This is a genomic window from Akkermansia sp. N21169, assembly GCF_029854675.1.
GTDB lineage: Bacteria > Verrucomicrobiota > Verrucomicrobiia > Verrucomicrobiales > Akkermansiaceae > Akkermansia.
In genome coordinates this window covers 18,350-41,029 of record NZ_JARWNC010000036.1, presented here as the reverse complement: position 1 = coordinate 41,029, position 22,680 = coordinate 18,350, and the positions used below count along the sequence as shown (strand labels likewise).

Annotated in this window: 20 protein-coding genes and 1 pseudogene; 19 read left to right on the top strand and 2 right to left on the bottom strand. The window is 54.9% G+C overall.

Annotated features, from left to right (window positions below; genetic code table 11):
* From QET40_RS05590 to aroA, 9 genes and pseudogenes are all read left to right on the top strand, one after another.
* Positions 1 to 300 (top strand): annotated as a pseudogene (locus QET40_RS05590) (hypothetical protein); the annotation flags it as partial.
* Between the two features lie 21 nt (positions 301 to 321).
* Positions 322 to 2,763, top strand: coding sequence for a tetratricopeptide repeat protein (locus QET40_RS05585; RefSeq protein WP_280126186.1), 2,442 nt, complete (start codon positions 322 to 324; stop codon positions 2,761 to 2,763).
* 101 nt (positions 2,764 to 2,864) lie between these two features.
* The gene (locus QET40_RS05580; protein WP_280126185.1) at positions 2,865 to 3,269 is read left to right on the top strand and encodes an OsmC family protein; all 405 of its coding nucleotides are present in this window, start codon (positions 2,865 to 2,867) and stop codon (positions 3,267 to 3,269) included.
* 145 nt (positions 3,270 to 3,414) lie between these two features.
* Positions 3,415 to 3,984 carry an RNA polymerase sigma factor gene (locus tag QET40_RS05575; protein WP_280126184.1) on the top strand — a complete coding sequence of 190 codons (570 nt, stop codon included), beginning with the start codon at positions 3,415 to 3,417 and terminating at the stop codon, positions 3,982 to 3,984.
* Positions 3,985 to 4,002: 18 nt separating this feature from the next.
* Positions 4,003 to 4,629 carry a hypothetical protein gene (locus QET40_RS05570; RefSeq protein ID WP_280126183.1) on the top strand — a complete coding sequence of 209 codons (627 nt, stop codon included), beginning with the start codon at positions 4,003 to 4,005 and terminating at the stop codon, positions 4,627 to 4,629.
* A gap of 18 nt (positions 4,630 to 4,647) precedes the next feature.
* Entirely contained in the window at positions 4,648 to 5,637 is a 990-nt protein-coding gene (locus tag QET40_RS05565; RefSeq protein ID WP_280126182.1) for a PDZ domain-containing protein, read from the top strand.
* A 132-nt stretch (positions 5,638 to 5,769) separates the two neighbouring features.
* Complete coding sequence (locus QET40_RS05560) at positions 5,770 to 6,660, top strand: fumarylacetoacetate hydrolase family protein (RefSeq protein ID WP_280126181.1); 891 nt, start codon at positions 5,770 to 5,772, stop codon at positions 6,658 to 6,660.
* A 7-nt stretch (positions 6,661 to 6,667) separates the two neighbouring features.
* Positions 6,668 to 7,369 carry a hypothetical protein gene (locus tag QET40_RS05555; RefSeq protein ID WP_280126180.1) on the top strand — a complete coding sequence of 234 codons (702 nt, stop codon included), beginning with the start codon at positions 6,668 to 6,670 and terminating at the stop codon, positions 7,367 to 7,369.
* Positions 7,370 to 7,409: 40 nt separating this feature from the next.
* A complete protein-coding gene (aroA, locus tag QET40_RS05550) occupies positions 7,410 to 8,723 on the top strand; it encodes a 3-phosphoshikimate 1-carboxyvinyltransferase (protein WP_280126179.1) in 1,314 nt (437 codons plus the stop codon).
* Positions 8,724 to 8,738: 15 nt separating this feature from the next.
* Here the strand turns inward: aroA and QET40_RS05545 are convergent, their stop codons facing one another.
* Positions 8,739 to 10,010 (bottom strand): SLC13 family permease, encoded by a 1,272-nt coding sequence (locus QET40_RS05545; protein ID WP_280126178.1) that lies wholly within the window; start codon positions 10,008 to 10,010, stop codon positions 8,739 to 8,741.
* Positions 10,007 to 10,366, bottom strand: a complete 360-nt coding sequence (locus QET40_RS05540; protein ID WP_280126177.1) for a YkgJ family cysteine cluster protein — start codon at positions 10,364 to 10,366, stop codon at positions 10,007 to 10,009. Before QET40_RS05540 ends, QET40_RS05545 begins: the two co-directional genes overlap by 4 nt.
* 104 nt (positions 10,367 to 10,470) lie before the next feature.
* Between QET40_RS05540 and QET40_RS05535 the strand changes: the two genes are divergently transcribed.
* The 10 genes from QET40_RS05535 to nuoL all read left to right on the top strand — a co-directional run bounded on the left by QET40_RS05535 (position 10,471) and on the right by nuoL (position 22,665).
* Positions 10,471 to 12,129: a SpoIIE family protein phosphatase gene (locus tag QET40_RS05535; protein ID WP_280126176.1), complete on the top strand. Its 1,659-nt coding sequence runs from the start codon at positions 10,471 to 10,473 to the stop codon at positions 12,127 to 12,129.
* A gap of 186 nt (positions 12,130 to 12,315) precedes the next feature.
* A complete protein-coding gene (nuoD, locus tag QET40_RS05530) occupies positions 12,316 to 13,560 on the top strand; it encodes an NADH dehydrogenase (quinone) subunit D (protein WP_280126175.1) in 1,245 nt (414 codons plus the stop codon).
* 57 nt (positions 13,561 to 13,617) lie between these two features.
* Positions 13,618 to 14,199, top strand: coding sequence for an NAD(P)H-dependent oxidoreductase subunit E (locus QET40_RS05525; protein WP_280126174.1), 582 nt, complete (start codon positions 13,618 to 13,620; stop codon positions 14,197 to 14,199).
* Positions 14,200 to 14,295: 96 nt separating this feature from the next.
* The gene (gene nuoF, locus QET40_RS05520; protein ID WP_345783055.1) at positions 14,296 to 15,633 is read left to right on the top strand and encodes an NADH-quinone oxidoreductase subunit NuoF; all 1,338 of its coding nucleotides are present in this window, start codon (positions 14,296 to 14,298) and stop codon (positions 15,631 to 15,633) included.
* A 32-nt stretch (positions 15,634 to 15,665) separates the two neighbouring features.
* Positions 15,666 to 17,408, top strand: coding sequence for a molybdopterin-dependent oxidoreductase (locus QET40_RS05515; RefSeq protein WP_280126172.1), 1,743 nt, complete (start codon positions 15,666 to 15,668; stop codon positions 17,406 to 17,408).
* Between the two features lie 30 nt (positions 17,409 to 17,438).
* A complete protein-coding gene (locus QET40_RS05510) occupies positions 17,439 to 18,755 on the top strand; it encodes an NADH-quinone oxidoreductase subunit H (protein ID WP_280126171.1) in 1,317 nt (438 codons plus the stop codon).
* Positions 18,756 to 18,775: 20 nt separating this feature from the next.
* Positions 18,776 to 19,342, top strand: a complete 567-nt coding sequence (locus tag QET40_RS05505; protein ID WP_280126170.1) for an NADH-quinone oxidoreductase subunit I — start codon at positions 18,776 to 18,778, stop codon at positions 19,340 to 19,342.
* Between the two features lie 53 nt (positions 19,343 to 19,395).
* Positions 19,396 to 20,454, top strand: a complete 1,059-nt coding sequence (locus QET40_RS05500) for an NADH-quinone oxidoreductase subunit J (protein WP_280126169.1) — start codon at positions 19,396 to 19,398, stop codon at positions 20,452 to 20,454.
* 42 nt (positions 20,455 to 20,496) lie between these two features.
* Complete coding sequence (nuoK, locus tag QET40_RS05495) at positions 20,497 to 20,814, top strand: NADH-quinone oxidoreductase subunit NuoK (RefSeq protein WP_280126168.1); 318 nt, start codon at positions 20,497 to 20,499, stop codon at positions 20,812 to 20,814.
* A gap of 24 nt (positions 20,815 to 20,838) precedes the next feature.
* Positions 20,839 to 22,665, top strand: coding sequence for an NADH-quinone oxidoreductase subunit L (nuoL, locus tag QET40_RS05490; protein WP_280126167.1), 1,827 nt, complete (start codon positions 20,839 to 20,841; stop codon positions 22,663 to 22,665).
* Positions 22,666 to 22,680 lie beyond the last annotated feature (15 nt).

Below are 22,680 nucleotides of genomic sequence, written 5' to 3'. Positions count from 1 at the left end.
CAGAACAAGGATCAGAACAAGGATCAGAACAAGGATCAGAACAAGGATCAGAACAACCCTCAGAATAAAACGCCCAATCCTATTGATTTAAAAAAAGACGAGGAAAAGGAAAGCGTCTCCGGTCAACAGCAAAGTGCGGAACAGCAAAACCAGCAACTTCAGCAAGCCCAGGTACAGGAATCCAAGGAAGAACAGGAGAAGAAAGAAGCAGCCCGCATTCTGTTTGAACGTCGAGACCAAGAAAAAGGTTCTCCTATTCCCCAAAACCCCTACATTTTCACTCCGGACAAGGATTATTAATTTATCACTACTCAAGCAAACATGAACAAACTATTATCCATCATCATCCTCATATTGGGGTTCGCTTTATCCGGCTGGACTCAGGTGATTACGCAATGGTCGTCCCAAGCCGTTGTCCCGGGAGAGAAAACGCTCATGCTTGTCATCATGACCAACGGAGAGATGGTGCAACCGTTGCCAACCAGCAGGATAGAAGGGGCCAGTGTCCGGTTTGCCGCCCGCAACTATATGGTATGGAACGGTTCCCCTTCCCAACGCGCCTTTTACTATGTCGCCTTCGAAGTTGTTGCCGACAAGCCAGGCATCGTCACCATTCCCTCCATCGAATTAAAAGGCAACAACGGAGCTATTTACAAGACAGCCCCCCAGTCCCTCAAAGTGTATCCATTCGATGCCATTAAATGGACTCCCATTCCCCAATCAGGAGGACGCCGACAGTACGGTACCCTCTGGCATATTGACGACCAGACACCCTACGTCAACCAGCCTACCATGACTGAGCTGAAATTCTATGTTCCGCCGGACATCGTTGAATACCAACTTCCATCCATTAAGGCAGACGGCCTCGCCACCTGGCGTTTCGAACCTCAGCCATCCAATATCAACATCTTCCAATTCGGATCGGCCCTTATCAGCGGTTACGACTGGAAAGTCTGTTCCTTCCACAGTGCCTTGACCCCCCTCCGTAGCGGCAAGGTCAAAATCGGCGGCACGGAAACCATGTTCGCCCTCGATAGTTCTGCGGATCCTATCCTGGCCCAGTTTACGCGCAACATGATTTCCATTCCCATGGAAATTCCGGAATTCAGTTTTGAGGCCCGCCCCCTTCCTCCCGGAGCTCCCGCCGGATTCAAAAACGCCGTCGGTCAATTCACCATCAAAGCCACGACCGATGCCCGCGATCTCAGCGCCAATGAACCCATCTCCGTCCAAATCACCATTTCCGGCACCGGCAATATCAACACTCTCAGTGCCCCGGAGCCCAAAGATCCCTCCCGCTGGAAACTCTATCCCGCCAACAAAATCGGCAATGATGAGGCCCGCAGCCTGAGCGGAAGCGTCACATTCCAGCAGTTGCTTCGTCCGACAGCGGAAACGGATGCCGTACCACCTTTCGAACTCGTCTATTTCGATCCCTCAACACAACAATACGAACTCATTTCCACTCCGGCCATTCCACTTCCCTGGAAAGCCACTGCCCCTGATCTCGTTCCCGCCTCCATGGCAGCCGCTGCAACACCTCCACCTGCCGGAGATGTCCCCGTCGCCAAAATGACCGACATTTACGGACTCGTTCCCCTCACCATGGCCACCAGCCTCAAGACGCCGGACTCCTCCTCGTGGTACCTGCTCGCTTATTTGCCTGTACTACTCATCCTCGCGTTTGCCGGAGCATCGTACATCCGGAAAAAACGCCTCCAGACGGAAGAATCCCGCGAACGCATGGCTGCCTTCAAGGCCATTCCCGTCAAAGAATCCACCCCGGTTTTCCTGCGTTCCATCGGTTCCTTCATCGAAACATACATTCCCGAATCCAAACAGGATGAAACATTGCGGAAAATCCTCGCAACGCGCGACGAACTTGCCTTCCTTCCCCAGGACACCAGCGACAATATTTCCGACGCTGAACGCAAGTCCATGGTGAAACATGTCCGGACAATCCTCGCCAAACTCCCCGTCGTGTTCCTGCTGACCTGTCTCCTTCTGCCCATTGCCATGCAAGAAGTCCAGGCCGCCCCGCCTATCCACACGAAAGCAGCACCCAACCTCCTCTACGAACGAGGAGAATTCACGGAAGCCGCCAAGGCATATGCCCATGCAGTCACCGAACCGAACCAATATCCAGGTCAAAAGGCTCTCGACTACTACGGCCTCGGCAACAGTCTCTACAGATTGAACAAGCCCGGAGAAGCCGCCCTCGCCTACAACAGAGCTCTCAACATTTGCCCGGGCTTCACGGAAGCCCGTAAAAATCTCGAGTTCATCGAACGTAAGGAAGGGGCCATCCTTCCCATCAACGACCAAGCCTCCGAATGGCTGACCTTCGTCGGCTACCACTCTCTGCCACCGATCATCATCCTTTCCGGAGCCGTCCTGCTCACAGCCCTCGTCCTGCTCCTTTTATATCACCGCTACGTCATCCTCCTGACCGTATTGTGCGTTCTGGGAGGCCTCTCCATGGCGGCAGCCATTGCCAATAGAGCCATGTACCCGGTCATTCCGGAAACTGTCAACCCGTCCAGTCTGCTCATCGTCACGCAAGCCACCCCGGCCCGCCATGCGGCCGATGCCAGCAGCCCCACTCTAATGACCCTGCCTCCTTCTACGCCGCTCATCCTCCAAGCCAAACGCGGATCGTGGTATTACGTCCGTACGTTCACCGGTACCCCTGCATGGATCCACGCAGACTCAGCCTCTCCGGTTCTCACGAAAAAATTGCCCCTAGTTCGCCAGGAAAACTAAATAATTCCTATTTTAATTCAACGATCCTGCCGAGAAAGGAATCCAATCTTCATGTATATATCCCCGTATCCCGGGGTTTATTCAAACCGTAACCACCCGTCATGAATTACAATACGAAAACCGTTTATGAAGGCCAGGGCCGTTGCCTGACCACCCATATTGCATCCGGCAAAAAATTCGCCACCGACCTGCACCGGGATCTCGGTGGGCTGGAGGATAATCCGGCTCCGGCCGAATTGCTGGGAGCAACTCTTGCCTCCTGTATGATGAGCTTGGTATCTTACCTCGCCGGGCGCAAAGACATTGACGTCAAAGGAATGAGCATCGAAGCCCAGCCGGTTACAGAAGGTTTGAAAATCACGGGATTCAATCTGTTGATTACCATGCCCCTATCCTCCAACCATCCCTCTCGTCAGGCTCTGGAACAATCCGCCCAGACTTGCCCGGTCAAACAAGCGTTGGATCCTTCCATCAAAATCACGCAAGAATGGAAGTGGATCGGCTAAACGCTCCTCCTCACTCTTTCGCAAAACTGCCCCTCGTTGACCCGGGAGGCAGTTTTTTTCGTTTCGTACATACTACCTGTAAAACAATAGAAAATTTTTTACACAAAAAATGCCGGATGGTACGCTACGCAAGAAGGAACCGGTTATGAACAACACTCTTCCACAGGATGACGAATACGAGAATGGCAGTGCCCGGGACTGGGAAGCCTGGCTCAAGGAACATGCCGCCCGCATTTACCTCTTTGCCAGACAGCAGGCACGCACGCAGGAAGACGCAGAAGACATCGTCCAGGAAGCACTCGTCCGGCTGGCTCGCAAAGAAGCATCGGGCGAGTTCATCGGAGGAAGAGAAGCCTGGCTGCCTTTCGTCTATACCTCTATCCGCCGTATTGCCATCGACTTCAGCCGCCGGGACGACCGCCGCACCCGGAGGGAACAAACCAGTGCGGACGACACAACGGATCTCTTAAACGATCCCTGGTTCAGCAGCGAATCCGGAGAAGACGAACTACGCAACCTGCTGGACCGTCAATTGAAAAAACTGCCCGGTAAATTTTCCGAGGTCATTATCCTCAAGATATGGGGAGAACAAACTTTCCAGCAAATAGCCGATACTCTAGGCATTTCGCTGAACACGGTTGCCTCCCGCTATCGATATGGTTTGGAACAGCTCCGCAAAGCTATTTCAGGACAAAAAGACGATTATCAATATTAACCGATTTCCCGCATCAAGATGACTCATCCACTCGCCCCCGCATCTTCACCCGGAAACGGTCTCTCCGCTCTGGAAGAAGAAGAACTGGTCGAAACCCTAAAAGGGATCCGGCCCAGCATTCCCACACAGGATAAAATTCATTCCTGGGCGCTCCTGATGGCACGCGCCTCCCAAGAAGCGACGGAAGACAGCCTCCGCCAGTTGAAACCGGCCTCCCCCGGAGAAATCCCGTCCATGAAATGGACTCTCGCCATGGAGGAAGCAGCTGGCCCTGTCATCCACCACTCCGACGAAAAACGGATACCGGAAGACCACGCTCCCGTCATCCCTGTAAAATCAGGTTTTTCGTTCAAGCGACGGATGACATATGCCGCAGCCGCCCTTCTGGCACTGACGATGGGTATACTGGCCTTTCTCTATAATTCACCAGAAAAAAACTCCATGGCTGCCACAGGTGATTTGAACAGACAGGCTGTGCGAGTTGTCCCACAAGGTGTCAACTGGAATAAGGAAAAAGGGATCGCGGAACGCCAGTTTCGCGTAGATTTTGAAGACACCATCGAACTACGCGATAAGAACGGCAACAGGATTTCCGTCTCCGTACCGTCATCCCGAACAGTCGTTGTTCCCGTTGAAACCTATTAATTCAAATTTTTCAACAACATGAACTCCTATAACCTCAAATTACTTGCTGCAGGATGCGGGCTTTGCATTGCCACAGCATCCGCTATTGATCGTCCCTCTTCACAAGCCCAAGGAGTCCAGGTCGCTCCGGGAAATGCTCCCGCCCCTACCCGGATACTCCCCAAGCAGGATACTCCCCAGACACCCCAAACAGCGGCACCTCAAAAGGCGGGACAAGTCAGACTGGGCATTATCCCTGGTGAAGTCCCGCAAATTGTTCGCGCCCAGCTTGCCATGAGCGGCTACCCCGGTGTCGTCGTAGAAAGTACGGAGCCGGGCGGTCCGGCTCAAAAAGCAGGCCTCCAAGATCTCGATATCATCCTGAAAATAGGCGATACCCCTATTCTAGGCGTAGCATCGGTCAAAGAAGCAGTGGCTGGGAAAAATCCCGGGGACAAGGTCAACATCCAATACTTGCGCGGAGGAAAACAACAGGATTGCACCCTCACTCTGGAAAAATCCCTCTATGGCGATTATCCTCATGGGAATCTTTCTACTGACGGAACTCTTCATAACGATATCGATAGAGCCATCGGAGCCGGACGTAGAACATTCCAGGGAGGCCCTTCACCGCTGGATGACATAAACCAGGCATTCGACATGATGGATCGCCTCATGAACGGAACGGGCGCCAACAATCCCTTCGACAGGATTGATCGGCTCCGTTCCCTGATGAATCAGCGCATGGGTATGCCGGCACCGGCTCCCAACGCCCTCCCCAATACGCAGGGAGCCCCCCTGCAAGGGAACTTCAGCTCGTCTTCATCATCCACGACCAGTTTTTCCGATGCCCAGGGCACCATCCGTATCACGACAAGCTCCCAGGGAGGAACCAGACTTTACGTTACGGACGCGAACGGCAAGCTTCTATTCGAAGGCCCGTACAACACTGATGAGGAAAAAGCCAATGTCCCTCCGGAAATTCAAAAAAGGCTCAGCAATCTCAACATCGAAATCGATGTGAGATAATTTTTCCTTCCTTCGCACGTTTCCAACGAGTGCTGGTAGAGTGAAGCCCCTGCTCCGTTTGTCCCGTCAACGAAGCAGGGGATTGAATAATTACTCTAGACATCACCCCTTTTTCCGTCAATTCTCTGTCCTATGAAATGGAAATGCCTTTTTCCCATCGCCTCGCCGAATGCTGAATCTATCACAGCCATCTGGCTGTCGTCACGCAACGGATACGCCGACTTCTCATCCTGCGGCAAACCGGCTCTGGCCGCATCCTACCTTGCCGCCGATGCTGTACAAAAACGCCAATTGATCCAATGGATCGCCGACCATGCCGACGAAGCCACTCTCATTGACGAAAGCCTCTACACTCTGGCTCCCTCCGTACCCTGTCCCGGAAAAGTCGTCTGCCTCGGAAAGAGCTATGCAGACCATGCCCGGGAATTCGACGGCAGTGCCCCCACGGAACCCTCCATCTTCCTCAAAGCGACAACAGCCGTAGCGGGAGCCTTTTCCCCCGTCCTGATCCCCCCCGGATGTTCCAGGCTTGATTATGAAGTAGAACTAGCCATCGTCATCGGAGAGAAACTCAAAAATGCGGATTCCATCCAGGCAGCCCAAGCTATCGCCGGCTACACGATGATGTGCGATTACTCAGAACGCGACCTTCAGCTCAACCGCGGGGGACAGTGGACCAAGGGCAAGAGCTACGACACCTTCGCCCCTCTCGGCCCAACCTTCGTCACTCCGGATGAACTGACTGATCCGGATAATCTTCCCATCTTCCTCAAAGTCAACGGAGAATCCCGTCAGGCAGGCAACACGAACCAGCTCATCATGCCCATGGCTGAGCTAGTCTCTTACGTTTCCAGCTTCATGACACTCCTGCCGGGAGACGTCATCTCCACCGGTACTCCCGTCGGGGTAGCCATCGGCATGGATCCTCCCCAATTCCTGCAACCCGGCGACATCGTCGAATGGGGAACACCCTCTATCGGTTTTGCCCGCCAGATCGTCGAACAGGATACAACGGCATCCTGAAACACACATGCCCGATTCACACAAGACTGAGGCGGATACCCGTACCCGGGCAAACTCTGCAGCCGCCATCACGGCCAAGTTGCTGGAGCTGTTCGGCAGTATCCCGGTCTCCCGGGAACTACACTCGCCCACACCGGACGAACGCGCAACTGCCATCATTAAGTCTGCCTGTATTAAAGCCGCCGCCACCTCGGCCACGCTCACGCTTCCAGCCGGACCTCTCGGTTTGTTGACGATCATTCCCGAACTGGCCGTCATCTGGCAAATCCAAAGGCAAATGGTATCGGACATTGCCTCCGTGTACGGTAAAACCTCCAGCCTCACAAACGAATCCATGGCCTACTGTCTGTTCAAGCAGGGGCTTTCGGTCACTTTGTCCGCCCTCGTCGTCAAAGTCGGACAAAAATACCTCGTCCGCCATGCATCCACCCAGTTCATGCAGAAAATACTCCAGAAGGTGGGTATCTCCATGACGGAAAAACTGCTCAGCCGAGGCATTACCCGCTTCCTGCCGGGTGTCGGAGCCGCCCTGATGGGTACCGTCTCCTACCGGGACACTTTGCGCGTAGGGCGTTCCGCCAGGGATTTTTTCAGTTCCGATATCATCTTCCTGGAAGGTGTTGCCAACGCCCCCGAACCGCAACACTCCCTGCCAAAGCCGAAGACAGACGCAGCAGAACTCCCGCATGATGCGGACATGAAACCTTGATTTGCCTCCCGCCCTACCTGTATAGTCCACCCAGCATCCCATGAATCTGCAATCTCACCGTACAGCTCCCCTGGCCGGAGAACTTCTCGTTCCCGGAGATAAAAGCATCTCCCACCGCGCCGCCATCCTCGGAGGTCTGGCAGAAGGCACAACCGAGATTAGTAACTACTTATGCAGTGAAGATTGCCTCAATACGCTCCGAGCCATGGAACAACTCGGAGCTCGTGTCGAAGTCCTTGAAAACCGGGAAGGATACGGTCCTACACGCTTCCGCATCACTGGCGTCGGCATGCGCCCTGTCCCGCCGATGCAGCCGATTGACTGCGGAAACTCCGGTACCGGCATGCGCCTGATGGCCGGCATGCTGGCCGCCTGTCCCTTTGATTCCGAAATGTTCGGTGACGCCTCCCTCTGTTCCCGACCAATGGGACGGATCATGATTCCTCTTGCTCTCATGGGCGCCCATATCGAAGCTCAAGGCGCCAAGGAAGGCTGCGCCCCCCTATTCATCCACGCCGGGCATGTACATCCCATCAATTATACGTTGCCTATGGCCAGCGCGCAGGTAAAAAGCGCCATCCTTCTGGCTGGGATGTTTGCCCATGGCACCACAACCGTCTATCAGCCCGCCCAGACGCGGGACCATACGGAACGCCTCTTCCGACATTTCGATATCCCCTGTACCGTCAACGGGCTAGACGTTTCCGTACACGGTCCTGCTTCCCCACAAGCCCGCGATCTGACTGTCCCGGCCGACATCTCGTCTGCCGCATTCTGGATGGTCGCCGCCGCTACGCGCCCGAATTCCGAACTGACCCTCCGCAATGTGGGATTGAACCCGACACGCGATGCAATCCTGCATGCCTTGCGCCGCATGGGAGCCGACATCACCGTCTCCGCCACCTCATCCCCGAAAGAAGGAGAACCCTACGGAGACATCACTATCCGAGGAACAGGCCGTCTCCACGGAACGGAACTGCTCAGAGAAGAAATCCCCAATCTCATTGACGAAATCCCCATTCTGGCCGTAGCTGCCGCCCTGGCTGACGGAGATACCGTCATCCGCAACGCCCGGGAACTCCGGGTCAAGGAAACGGACCGGATTGCCACCACTGCCGCCAACCTCCGAGCCATGGGAGCCGCCGTAGACGAATACGACGACGGCATGGTCATTCACGGCAACGCGTCACTCACCGGATGCTGTCTGGACAGTTTCGGCGACCACCGCATCGCCATGAGCTTCCTCGTAGCCGGTTTCTCGGCGAAAGGAACAACCATCCTGGAAAATACAGACTGCATCGCCACCTCCTACCCCGGCTTTGCAAGTGATCTGGAACGTTTCCTGCGTATCTGAAAAACGGCGTCTTGTTCAAGTCGTCACATAAAACCACCCTGTCAGAATCAGGATGGAGGCAACCGTACAAGGCAGGCCGTACATAAAGAATCTCCTCATAGAAATCCTCAGTCCCGCTTGCTCCGCCGTCTGGATCATAATCAAATTCGACAGGCTGCCGACAAGAATGAGATTGCCTGTCAGTGAATTGGACAAAGCCAGAGCATAAGCCGTACGCGGATTGGCTGCCAAATCCGTCACCTGACTGAGTAACATCACGGCCGCCGTGTTGTTAATCAGGTTACTTAGCCCGGTTGCCGCCAGAATCATCGTCATGGGCTCGTCCAAATTCACGTTCCAATGCTGGAGCAAATCAACCATTTGACCTCCCAGGTCATTGATATTGAAAGCTCCTATAATGACGAAGAGGCCCATGAAAAGCAAAATTGTCTGCCAATCCACACGCCCCAGAATAATACGGCTCGACCACGTATGGCTGCAAAGCATGATCCCCGCCACAAACAAGGCCACAATTCCATGATCCCAGTCCGTCAGGATAAAAGCCAAAATCAAGAATAACATTGCCGACAATCCCTTGACCGATCCCTGCATGCTGAACGGATGCTCCAATTCCGGCAAGGCCGCCTGGCTACCCTCCCGTAGCTGGAAGTTCTTACGTCCTAACAGCCAGCAAATCCCAAAACAAGCGAGAGCACATGCCATCACCGGAACAAGGGCAAATTTCGTATAATCCAGAAAAGACAATTTGGCATATTCCCCGATAAACACGTTCTGCGGATTGCCAATGATCGTCATGCTTCCATTGTTGCACATGCACAGAGCAATCAGAAACGGAGAGGGATTCAACTTCTTGGCCAGAGCAACGGATACCAGTACAGGCGCTACAGCCAGGGCAATGATCGTATTGTTAAAGAACGAAGAAAACACAGCCCCGCACATCATCAGGATGAACATCGACAAAACGGGACGATCCATATACGCAGAAAGCCTGCTGCCCAGCATGGTGTAAAACCCCGAGTAATGAAGCTGCGCCGAAATCACCATCAGGGAAAACACAAGTGCAAGAGTATGGAAGTCAATACTTTGAATCGCCTCAGGAAACGTTATGCAACCGAACACCATCATCGAAATGGCTCCGATCAAAGCAAACCCCGTACGATCCAGCCGCAGGGAACGCCCGTGACCAATACCGACCCATAGATACGTATTGATAAAGAGAATCAATGTAATCGGCTCCTTCCATGCCAGTAAGAAGGAATGAAGGGCATCCATGTATCCCATGTTCATGGCTCGTTGTTCTCTCGTGATCTTTCATCCGGAACAGCCCGGCACCTGTCCCTCCATCCCGGGAAATTCCACCCATTGGGGAAATTGCGGCATTGAACGGGCTTAACCGGATTAATCTTGCAGTCGTTATGCTCCAGCATGATGCAAGCACCGTCGGGGCCATCCTTGAGGGAAAGCCCCTGTCTGTTTTCCCTCAATTGGCAGTATTGTTCAATGAAGAAATCTTCGTCCATTCCCAAAAATCCGGCAATTGCCTCAATCTCCTCCGGCTCCACACAGACATTCCCCTCCCAGCGGCAACAAGCCCCGCATCGGACACAACGGTAGAGCACCTTCCCCTGGATATCTTCACACATGACAGGTGCAATATAGCAGGATCCATAAAAAAAATCAATCCGCCGATGTTTACCCCTTGCATGCAACACTGATTTGGGGTTTTATAAACGTATCTATAGTCGTTATGGATCTACCCGCCCACCATCAACACGGACAAGAGGTTTTCACCTGGGATCAGGTCAACCTGGCTCTCGAAGCGGCGGAAGAAGGTTTTTTTATCTGGAATATCGAGAAAAACGACATCCATTACACGGATCGCTGCCTCAAAATGATGGGGTACGGTCGTGACGAACTGGCACCGAACATTTTTACTCAGTCCGACCAGGTCGTCTATGAAGAGGACAGGGCATTCTTCGACCTTGAAGTAAGGCGTTACCTCGAAAGCCTCAATCCGATCATACCCATGAGGATCGAAATCCGCATCCGCAACAACCGTTCCAGCGGCTGGATGTGGATTCGTGTCAACGGTAAGGCCAAGTACGATAAACACAGAAAACCGATCGAACTCGTCGGGGTCTTCGTCGACATCACCCGACGCAAGACCTCTGAACTCCGGGCTCAAGAAGAACGCGAACTGTTCCGTACCCTGATCGACCATATTCCCAACAACATCTACGTCAAAAACAGGGACTCGCGTTTCGTCATGGCCAATGCCGCTACCGCCCGCAAACTGCAAGTCCCCACCCCGGCCGACGTCATCGGTAAAACCGATAAAGACTTTTTCGACAAGAGCATGAGTGACATCTCACGCCGTGAAGAAAAAGAAATCATGGAAACGGGCAAATCCATCATCGGACGACTCCATCAGGAAACATGGAATGACGGGAAGGAAACATGGGGCATGGTCAGCAAATTCCCCTGGTACGGCAGCTCCGGCCAATTGAAAGGACTTGTCGGCATCTCCAGCGACGTCACCAAACTCGTCCGGGCCGAGCAGGCCATCAAAAAGACGGCTCAACTGCTCAAGGAACGCAACGATGCTCTGGAAAAAGAAGTCGACCTCGCCCGGGAAATCCAACTGGCCCTGCTGCCATACGAAATTCCCTCCCGCAGCTACCAGGCATCGGACATTCAGCGCAAACTCACCTTCCACCACATTTTCGCTCCGTCCGAAGGCGTTGCCGGAGACTGGTTCGATGTTTTTCCCGTTGGAGAAACGGGTGTTGGAGCTATCGTCTGCGATGTCATGGGACACGGCATCCGGGCAGCCCTCATCGCCTCCATGCTGCGCGGTATCATGGAACAACTGATCCACTTGGCCATGCATCCGGACCAGCTCCTGGAATCCTTGAATCATCAGCTTTCCAAAATCCTTTCCCATGCCAACATCACGATGTTCGCAACTGCCGTCTATGTTTACATCGACCTGCAGATGAAAACCATTTCGCTGTCCTCCGCCGGCCACCCGATGCCGATTCTCATGCATCAAGACGGTCATGCGGGCACACTGTCCCTTCCCCGGGGACTTGCCTTGGGAATCCTTGACGGTTCCAAATACAGCAGTGTTGAACTTCCTCTTGAATCCGGAAGCCGCCTTCTTCTGTATACAGACGGACTCACCGAAGCCCACAACGACAAGGACGACGAACTCGGCGCAGCCCGGGTCATTTCCTATCTGGAAAAGAGGGATCCGCAAAGCATCCGCGACTTTGTCCTGAGCACTCTCAAATGCGCAGCCAAATTTACCGGCTGTTCGAGTCTCTCCGACGACATCTGCCTGCTAGGCATCCGCTACGATGAAAAAGCCGACTCGGAACGGGGCGATCTAGGACTCGGTCTCTAACAGATAAATATATAATCCGCCTCTCCGGGGTCATTCGCGACCTCCATGAAAATGCCCGGACATCCCATTCTGCTACCGTTTTTTCACTCCGCTTCCTTCAAAAAAAGGATATTTGACTTGCTCCCGTAGACTCAGTGAGCATAATCATTGAGCACTCCTGTATCCAGACAGGCACGGACCATTCCCATGAAGACGAGAACCAAAACTTTCGTAATGCCCGATCCTACGGCAGGCGCGGATTATCTTGCAGAAACCCTTGACACTTTAGGAGAGACAGTAACCCTGAACATGGGGCCATCCCACCCTGCCACCCACGGAGTACTGCGCTTGATCCTGGAACTGGACGGGGAAGAAGTCCTCTCCTGCGATCCTGTCATCGGACACCTTCATCGCGGCATAGAAAAAATCGGTGAAACCATTCAATACAATCAGTTTGTCCCTTACACCGACCGCTTCGATTACCTGGCTCCCATTTCCAACAACATCGCCTACGCCTGCGCCGTAGAAAAACTGCTCGGCTGGGAACTCCCGGAACGCGGCCAAGCCCTGCGCGTTCTTGCTCTGGAACTTTCGCGTATCGGTTCCCACCTTTTGGACGTCGGTGTCGGCTCCATGGACGTCGGTGCCATGACCGTCTTCCTCTACACGTACAACGAGCGTGAAAAAGTACACAACTTCTATGAACAGTTGACCGGAGCCCGCTTCACCTCGTCCTTCACACGCATCGGAGGCCAGATCCACGACATGCCCGAAGGCATGGACAAGGAAGTCCTGCGCTTCTGCGACGAATGTTCCAAGACACTCGATGAGGCCGACAACCTCCTCCTCAAAAACAACATCTTCATGAACCGCATGAAGGACATCGGCATCATCTCACGCCAGGATGCCCTCGGATACGGCCTTACCGGCATCCACCTTCGTGCCAGCGGCGTCCAGCGGGACCTCCGCAAACTCAATCCCTACCTCGGGTACGAAAACTACGAATTCGATGTCCCGGTCGGCGAAATCGGAGACTGCTATGACCGCTATCTCTGCCGCCTTGAAGAACTCCGCCAATCCATCCGCATCATCCGGCAAGTTCTTCAAACCATGCCTCAGGGGCCCATCAACATGGTGGATCAAAAAGGCACTCTGCCGGAAAAGCGCCGCGTCCTTACCGGCATGGAAGAACTTATCCGCCAGTTCATGTCCACGACGGAAGGCGTCAACGCTCCGGCAGGCCAAGTCTATTTCGCTGCCGAAAACCCGAAGGGAGAACTCGGTTTCATGATCGACTCGAAGGGAGGCGGCATACCGAACCGTCTGCGCATGCGCTCCCCCTCCTTCTGCACGCTTTCCATCCTGCCCAAACTGATCCCCGGCCACCTCGTCTCCGACATTCCGGCCATTCTCGGCTCGTTCGACTTCGTGCAAGGCGAATGTGACCGTTGATTTTTCCCCGCCATCCACTTCCTTTCATACCCTTCATCTCTTCAACACGTTCATTCCATGTCCGAACATACAGAGAACGCCATTGAGGCAACTATCGCCCACCAGCCCTCTCCCGGTGAACAGTATTATCCTCCGTTTGCCCCTTCCCCGGAACTTGACGCCGAAGCAGACCGCCTGATCGCTCAATACCCCGAAGGCCAAAGCCAGTCGGCCGTCCTGCCCGTCCTGCACGTCATCCAGAAAAAATTCGGCTACATCTCCGGTGAAGCCATGACATGGACTGCAGCCAAGATCGGTTCGACTCCCGCCCACGTTCTGGGCATCGTCACTTTCTACCCCGGACTTCGCCAAATGTGTCCCGGAAAATTCCATCTCCGGGTCTGCAAAACGCTGGCATGCGGAATGTCCGGAGGAGAGGAACTCGTCGATGTCCTCTGCTCCAAACTTTCCATTGACCGGAAAGCCATGACGCACGAGACGCCCATTGCCGTCAGTCCCGATGGGAAATGGAGCATCGAATTCGTAGAATGCCTAGCCAACTGCGGAGAAGGCCCCAACATCCTTGTCAACGACAAGCTCCACTCCCGCATGACCCCGGACAAGGCTGACGAACTCATCTCCCTTTACCAGAACGCCTGATCCGCCACATCGCGCAAACAATCCAACCAATTTCGCCTTCCGACCATGAGCATCACTTACCTTCCCGGCAAAGAGCCTCACTCCAAGGAGCACCGGATGATCTTCAAGAACGTGGACCGCGCCGGATGGGATACATCCATTGAGACGTACCTTGCAGACGGTGGCTACCAGCAGTTGAAAAAAGCTCTCTCCATGGAGCCCAAGAGCATTATTGACGAAGTGAAGAAATCCGGTTTGCGCGGTCGCGGCGGCGCAGGTTTCCCAACCGGAGTCAAGTGGACTTTCATCCCGCCGAACAACACCAAGCCCGTTTACCTCATCTGCAACTGCGACGAATCCGAACCCGGTACCTTCAAGGACCGCTTCGTCGTCCATCAGGATCCTCACCAGCTTCTGGAAGGGATGATCATTTCCTGCTATGCCGTCGGTGCACACCTCGCCTACATTTACATGCGTGAGGAATTCCCGATTGCAGCGGAAATCGTTAACAAGGCATTGGATGAAGCCCGGGCCAACAACTTCCTCGGTAAAAATATCCTCGGCTCCGGGTACGATCTGGAAATCCATCTCCACCGCGGTGCCGGCGCCTATATCTGCGGCGAAGAAACCTCACTTATCAATTCCATCGAAGGTCTGCGCCCCTACCCGCGTATCAAGCCTCCCTTCTTCCCTGCCGCCATCGGCCTCTATGGATGTCCGACCATCGTCAACAACGTCGAATCTCTCTGTCACGTCAAGCACATCATCGGCATGGGAGGTGAAACCTACTCCCAAATGGGAGCCCAGCGTTCCCCCGGTACCCGTATTATCGGAGTATCCGGCGACGTAAAGAAGCCCGGCTATTATGAAATCATATCCGGCTCCATCACCTTCGGCGAACTGCTCTATGACCTCTGCGGCGGTCCCCGAGATGGACACACTTTTAAAGCCGTCATTCCCGGAGGTTCTTCCTCCAAGATTATGCGTTGCGACACCCCATTGAAGCTCAATGGAAAAGATATCACCTTCTTCGATATCCCGCTCGACCTCGACAGCATTGCCCAATGCGGTTCCATGGCCGGCTCCGGCGCGGTCATCGTCATGGACGACTCGCGTTCCATGCCTTGGGTTCTGAATAACATTAACAAGTTCTATGCTCACGAATCCTGCGGACAGTGCACTCCCTGCCGCGAAGGATGCCCCTGGATGGTTAAACTCACCAACCGCATACTCGCCGGCAAGGCCTCAGCGGAAGACGTCGATCTCCTCCTGCAGGTAGCCAACCAGATCGAAGGAAAAACGGTTTGCGCCTTCGGCGAAGCCGCTTCCTGGCCGGTTCAGGCCATGCTCGCCAAATTCCGTGAAGAATTCATCGCTCTGACCCAACCGATCAACGCCCTGCTTCCGCACAACCCCGAAGCGAAGGAACAAGTTAAATACCTTGTTCGAGACTAAGCCCCAACAACTACCTTTTGCATTCACGCACCATGAGCGAAGAAACTCTCAAACTTCCCAAGGACATCGCCGCTGAACAGGGCAAAGTAAACGTCCAAATCAATGGTACCTGGTACATGTTCCCCCGCGGCATGCGTATCATCGAAGCCTGCCAGTCCGTCGGCATCTACGTTCCCCGCTTCTGCTACCACCCCAAGCTGGTCATCTCCGGTTCCTGCCGCATGTGCCTTGTTGAACAAGGTATGCCTCCCCGCCCGGCTCCCGGCCAAGCCCCTCAATACAATGCGGACGGTTACCAGACTATCCAATGGATGCCCCGCCCCATCATTTCCTGCGCTAACACGGTAGCGGAAAATATGGGAATCAAAACGGACAGTCCCCTCGTCCGGGAAGTCCGTCGCGGCGTGCTGGAATTCTACCTTACCAACCACCCCCTCGACTGCCCGATCTGCGACCAGGCCGGAGAATGCCGACTGCAGGAATTTTCCTCCGACTACGGTCAACCCACCAGCCGCTTCACGGAAATGAAGACCAAGAAGGGCAAAGATCTGGAAATCGGTCCCCGCGTCAACCTCGACCAGGAACGCTGTGTCCTCTGCGGTCGTTGTGTCCGCTTCATGCGAGACGTAGCCGGCGATGAAGTCCTCAGCATGTCCCAGCGCGGCACTCACAATGCCATCACGATTTTCCCCGGTCGGCAACTCGACAGTAACTATTCGTTGAACACCGTTGACCTCTGTCCCGTAGGAGCGCTGACATCCAAGGACTTCCGTTTCAAAATGCGCGTATGGTTCCTGAAGTCCACGCCGACTATCGACGTAAACTGCGGTACCGGCACCAACATCAACGTCTGGTCCCGCGGCAACGAAGTCTTCCGTATCACCCCACGGCAGAACGATGGGGTCAACTCGTGCTGGATGCCGGATTCGCACCGTCTCAACTACAAGTATATCAATTCCGACCAGCGTATTCCCCAGCCCGTCATCCGCACGGATGCAGGAGCTCCGCATCGCCACACTACTTGGGAATCCGCCATCGCATCCACAGCAGAATCCATCCGGCGGGTCGGTGCAGGCAAGATGGCTATCATCGCCTCCGCCCGCATGACCAACGAAGAACTCTACCTCACCCGGAAGCTGACGGACCTGATCAGTACGACGACCCTCGCCATCGTTCCCCGCATGGGCAAAGGAGACGACATGCTGATCTCCCCCGACGGTAACCCCAACACCACGGGAGCCGGACTCCTTCTGGGGCTAACCAAGTCCAGCAAGAAGCTTCCCTCCATCATCGAAGGCATCCGCAACGGTACCATCAAGGGGCTCCTCGTCCTGGGTGAAGACCTCACGGAAGCCACTGCCGGTTGCACGGAAGACGACCTCGCCAAGCTCGATTACCTGGCCGTTGTCACGCACTCAGCCAACCCAACGGCCAAGAACGCAGACATTGTGCTGCCCGGAGTAACCTTCGCTGAAAAATTCGGAACGATGATCAACACCACAGGCCGCATCCAGCGCCTCAACCGCGCTATCATGCCCCAGGGCCAAGCCCGTGACGACTGGCAAATCCTGCGCGACCTTTGCACGGCATTCGGAGCCGATGAAACGATTTCCAAGCTTGCAAGCTCCCAGGAAATCCTCCAGCTCATCGTCGGGGAATGTCCCGAGTTTGAGGGAGTCACCTGGGGGGCCATTGGAGACCAGGGCAAACAACTCATTGAAACCGGCGTTACCATCCCGCTGATCGAACGGGAAAAAGCCAGCCGAGGCCGTTAATCCACAACATCTGCCAACATTCACACGACAATGGAAACCATTCTCCGCTTCTTCGATGAACTGCTGAGCACCCCCGTCTGGTTCTACCTGATTACGACCATCGCCAAGCTGGTCATCTGCTTTGCCATTACCATCGCCTTCGTCCCCGTCTCCGTCCTGATCGAACGCCGCGTCTGCGCCTTCATTCAGGATCGTGTCGGTCCCAACCGCGTCGGTATCCCCCTCACCATCTTCCGTCGCTTCGGTAGTAAGAAAGAAGTCCCTTTCTCCTGCCTGCTGGACAAATTGGGGCTTCCGCACGACGGTCGTGCCGCCGAATTGCTCAAGTTCCTGAGACTTGACCGCGACATTGCCCTGTTCGGTCTGTTGCAGCCCGCCGTTGACGGAGCCAAGCTCTTCCTTAAACAGGACTTCACTCCCCCCTTCGTCCGCAAAGTTTATTTCTGGGTTGCTCCCGCCCTCGTCATGGCGGCTCCCCTGATGTGTGCCGCCGTCATCCCGTTCTCCGGCAATCTGGAAACGCCCTACGGCAACATCAACATGGTCGTCGCCAACCTCGGCGTCGGGCCTCTGTGGATCTTCGCCATCGCCGCCATCTCAGTATACGGCCTCGTCCTTGCAGGCTGGGCCTCCAACTCCAAGTATCCTCTGATGGGCGCCCTCCGCACATCCGCCCAGATGATTTCCTATGAAGTCTCGATGGGACTCTCCGTCATCCCCCTCCTGATGATCTACGGCTACCTCAACCTCACCGACATGGTTCAATACCAAGCCGACAACGGTTGGATGCTTCTGCCGCTGTGGGGCGAAGGCCTCTCCTGGCAGCGTTGGATTCTCCTGCTGCCTATCGGCATCAGCTTCATCATCTTCCTGACCTCCGTTTTCGCAGAATCCAACCGTACACCCTTTGATATGTCCGAATGCGAAACCGACCTCGTCGGCGGCTATCATACGGAATATTCTTCCATGAAGTTCGCCCTCTTCTTCATGGGCGAATACGCAGCCATGGTCGTCGGTTCCGCCTTGGTCATCACACTCTTCCTCGGAGGCTGGTCCATGGGCTTCGGACTGGACAGTTTCGTCCCCGCACAAGCCAGCTGCCTGGCTTCCCATTGCGGACTGGACGGCACCTGGGCCGGCTACGTCGGCAACTGGGTCACCGTCGCCCTGCAACTCATCGCTTTCCTGTTGAAGCTTTTCTTCTTCGTCTTCTTCTTCGTCTGGGTACGTTGGACCCTTCCCCGTTTCCGTTACGACCAGGTCATGAAACTCGGCTGGCTCGTCTTCTTTGAAGCGGCTCTGGTCAACATCTTCATCACTGCCGCCATCATTTACTTCATCCCGTAATCTCCACCTACCCCACAACCATGGCCTACAAGATACTCAAGCGCCCCAAGCTTTCCATCTCCGACAGGTTCTACCTGAAAGCGGTGTTTGGCGGCCTCGTGATTACGCTGAAACACATCTTCCTGTCCCTGATCGGCAAATCGCACGGTAAAGAAATGCTCGGCGGTTCCGGTACGGGCGTCACCATGCAGTACCCCGAATACAGATGGGACAAGAACCTGCCCAAGTACTACCGCGGCATGCCCTCCCTGGTACGTGGCGACGACGGACGCGAACGCTGCGTCTCCTGCCAGCTCTGCGAATTCATCTGCCCGGCCCGCGCCATCACCATCACTCCGGGGGAAATCGATCCTTCATCGCCCTATGCCAAGGTAGAAAAAGCGCCCAAAGAGTTCGAAATCGACATGCTCCGCTGCATCTACTGCGGCATGTGTGAAGAAGCCTGTCCTGAACAAGCCATCTTCATGTCCCAGGAATACCTGCTCACTCCGCAAAGCCATGAGGAATCCATCCATAACAAGGCCAAGCTCTACGAATTGGGCGGTACCCGGAAGGGATTGATCAACAAGTGGAACCAGTACAAATAAAACCTGCGTCCCTAGACATCGAGAATATCTGACACTCAACTGCTTTCACATTCATGGACACTTTTGTTAGCGACATGCTCTTCTACGTTTTCGGGCTCTTGGCCGTCATCACTGCCATCATGGTGATCGTCAAGAGAAATCCCGTCACCTCCGCCATTTTCATGGCTCTCTCCTTCGCCAGTACGGCGGCCATCCTGTTCATCCTTGGAGCCCATTTTCTGGGAGTTGTCCAGATCATGGTCTATACGGGAGCCATCATGGTACTCATCGTCTTCATCGTCATGATGATGAACATCAAGGAAACGGAAACGGCCTACAGAAGACCCCTTCCCATCATCCTCGGCATCCTCGTCGCCTTGGGATTCGTCTCCCAGCTCTCCGGCGTTGTCTCCTCCATCCCGGGGGCTTCCAGCGGCAAATGCTGCCCGCTCTCAACCTTTGGCAATGCCTGGGACGACATCTTCACCCTGCAACCCGGAAAACTCACATCCGTGCCGGAAACTCAGGGAGCCCTCAAGATCAACTCTTTCCTAACCCTTGCCGAACAAACTCACCTCCTCAAGAAACCCGGACGCATCACGGACGTCAACATGAAGACGGTCAAGTCCGAAAAAGACGGTAAAGACATCGTTGCCATCCAGGCGGAACGCGAACCCATCGTCATTAAAAAAGATGGTAAAGCCTTCGTTGCCTTGGAACGCATCAACGCCGCCACCGATGGCGAAGCCGCACGCATTCAGCGCAAAATCACCATCATGAACACCGATGGAGATATCGTTTCCGCTCTTGTGGAAAACACAACCAGCACTCCCGACGATGTCAGAATGCTCACTGCCGGCAGTACCCCGGCCAACAAAAAAATGGCAGTTCAAAAGCTGCATGCACCAAAAGTTCATCTGCCCGATATCGCCCCAGCCCTAGCTGCCGGAGAATTCCCTCAGGATTCCCGTATCCGTAAACTCATTGAGCAAGGAGAATTCCCGAATGCGGCACTTCTGGGCAACACCCTGTTCACCAAGTACAACATCGCTTTCATGATTGCCGGCCTGTCCCTGCTCGTCGCAACGATCGGAGTCGTCTCCCTCTCGCGCAAACCGTCATCCCGTCAATAACACCATCCGCGATAACCAGTAACCCGCAAGTTTTTCACTATCATGGTTCCGCTCACACATTACCTCATTCTATCCGGCATCCTGTTCGCCATCGGGCTGGCAGGCGTCATCATCCGCCGGGACATCATCGTCATCTTCATGTGCCTGGAAATGATGCTCAGTGCCGCCAACATATCGCTGGTCGCCTTCTCCAGAGCGCAAGGCACCATGGGACTGCCTAACTACGATGCCCAGGTACTCACCCTGTTTGTCGTCGCAATCGCTGCGGCGGAAGTAGCCATCGGCCTGGCGCTTATCGTAGCGCTCTACAGAGCGCGCCATACGGTAAACACCAGAGACCTGAACGTATTGAAAGACTAACCTCCTTCCTCTCCCATCTTCATCATGGATACGAAATACACCTGGCTGCTGCTCTTCCTGCCTCTGACAATCGCCGTCGTCAACTGGCTGTTCCTGAAAAAGCGAGGCAACATCGCCGCTCTGACTTCTACGCTCAGTGCCCTCGTCACCCTCGTCATCTCCATCGGCTTGCTGGGGCAAACCGGTACCGACGCCATTTCCTGGCTGACCCTGCACGGGCAGGACGTCAACTTCAGTATTGGCTTCGGGTATCTGCTTGATCCCCTTTCCACACGGATGATGGTAGTTGTCACCGGCGTAGGATTCCTCGTCCACTTGTTCTCCCTTGGTTACATGGACGACGATTCCGCCAAGACGCGCTACTATGCCGGATTGAGCCTGTTCATGTTCTCCATGACCGGCATCGTCCTGGCCAACAATCTGGCCATGACCTTCATCTGCTGGGAATTGGTCGGATTCTGCTCCTACCTGCTCATCGGCCACTACTTCACCAAAAACTCCGCGGCGAACGCCTCCAAAAAGGCCTTCATCACCAACCGCGTAGGCGATTTCGGATTCCTCATCGGCATCCTGGCCACATGGGCTCTTGCCGGGACGCTCTCCTTTGCCGACATGGAACTGCCCCAGGGGCTCAGCAATGATCTGCTCACCATCGTCATCCTCTGTCTCTTCTGCGGAGCGGTCGGCAAATCGGCCCAGTTCCCGCTCCATGTCTGGCTTCCCGACGCCATGGAAGGCCCGACACCCGTATCCGCTCTCATGCATGCCGCCACCATGGTTGCCGCCGGCGTTTACATGATGGTACGCATCCAGACCACCCTCGGTACCGAAGTCTTTACGGAAACGGCCTGCATGGTCATTACCTCCATAGGCGCCATCACCGCCATCCTGGCCGCTTTCATGGCCACCCAGCAGAATGACATCAAGCGCATCCTGGCCTACTCCACCCTTTCCCAGCTCGGGTACATGATCATGGCCGTCGGCCTGCTGGCCGGAGAAGCCGCCATGTTCCACCTGTACACCCACGCCTGGTTCAAGGCACTGCTCTTCCTCGGAGCCGGCGCCATCATTTACGCCTGCCATCACGAACAGGATATCTGGAAAATGGGCGGTATCCTCGGACGCATGAAACTCACTTCGCTTTGCTTCCTCCTCGGGACCGCCGCCCTGATCGCCATCCCCGGAACATCCGGATTCTTCTCCAAGGAAGGCATCCTGACCGCCGCTCTGGAAACCAACCCGCTCTTCTTCTGGATCGGTGCCGGAGTCGCCTTGCTGACCACCTTCTACATGATGCGGCTCGTCATGGTCGTCTTCTTCGGCAAACCCCGTACCCAGAGTGCGGAACACTCCCATGAAGTCGGAACCACCATGTGGCTGCCTCTCGTCATCCTTGCCATTATGGCCGTCGTCTCGGGATACGGATTCATTGCGGACAAACTTGTTCCCGCCAACGATTTCCAATCGGAAGGCCTCCACATCGGACTGCCCTTCTACGTTTCCCTCGGAGCTCTCATCATCGGCGGCATACTCGGTATCGTCTGCTACGCCGGAGTACCGGCCAAGGACAGGCTCTCCTCCAACCCTATTGCCAGGCTTTTTGCCAACCGTTTCTACATCGACGCTTTCTACGACAAAGTCCTCATCCAGGGAGTTCAGGGCTTTTGCTCGGCACTCATTGACTTCCTTGACCAATTCGTCTTCGGCATCATCGTAGGCGGCTGCGCCCGCCTGACAGCCGGGGCCGGCTGGGTTCTCCGTTATCTGCAATCCGGCAGCATCGCCGCCTACACGGTGCTTTTCGGAGCCGGCATCCTGCTGGTTATCTACTTCATGGTCTTCCACTGCTAACCTCCACCCACACCA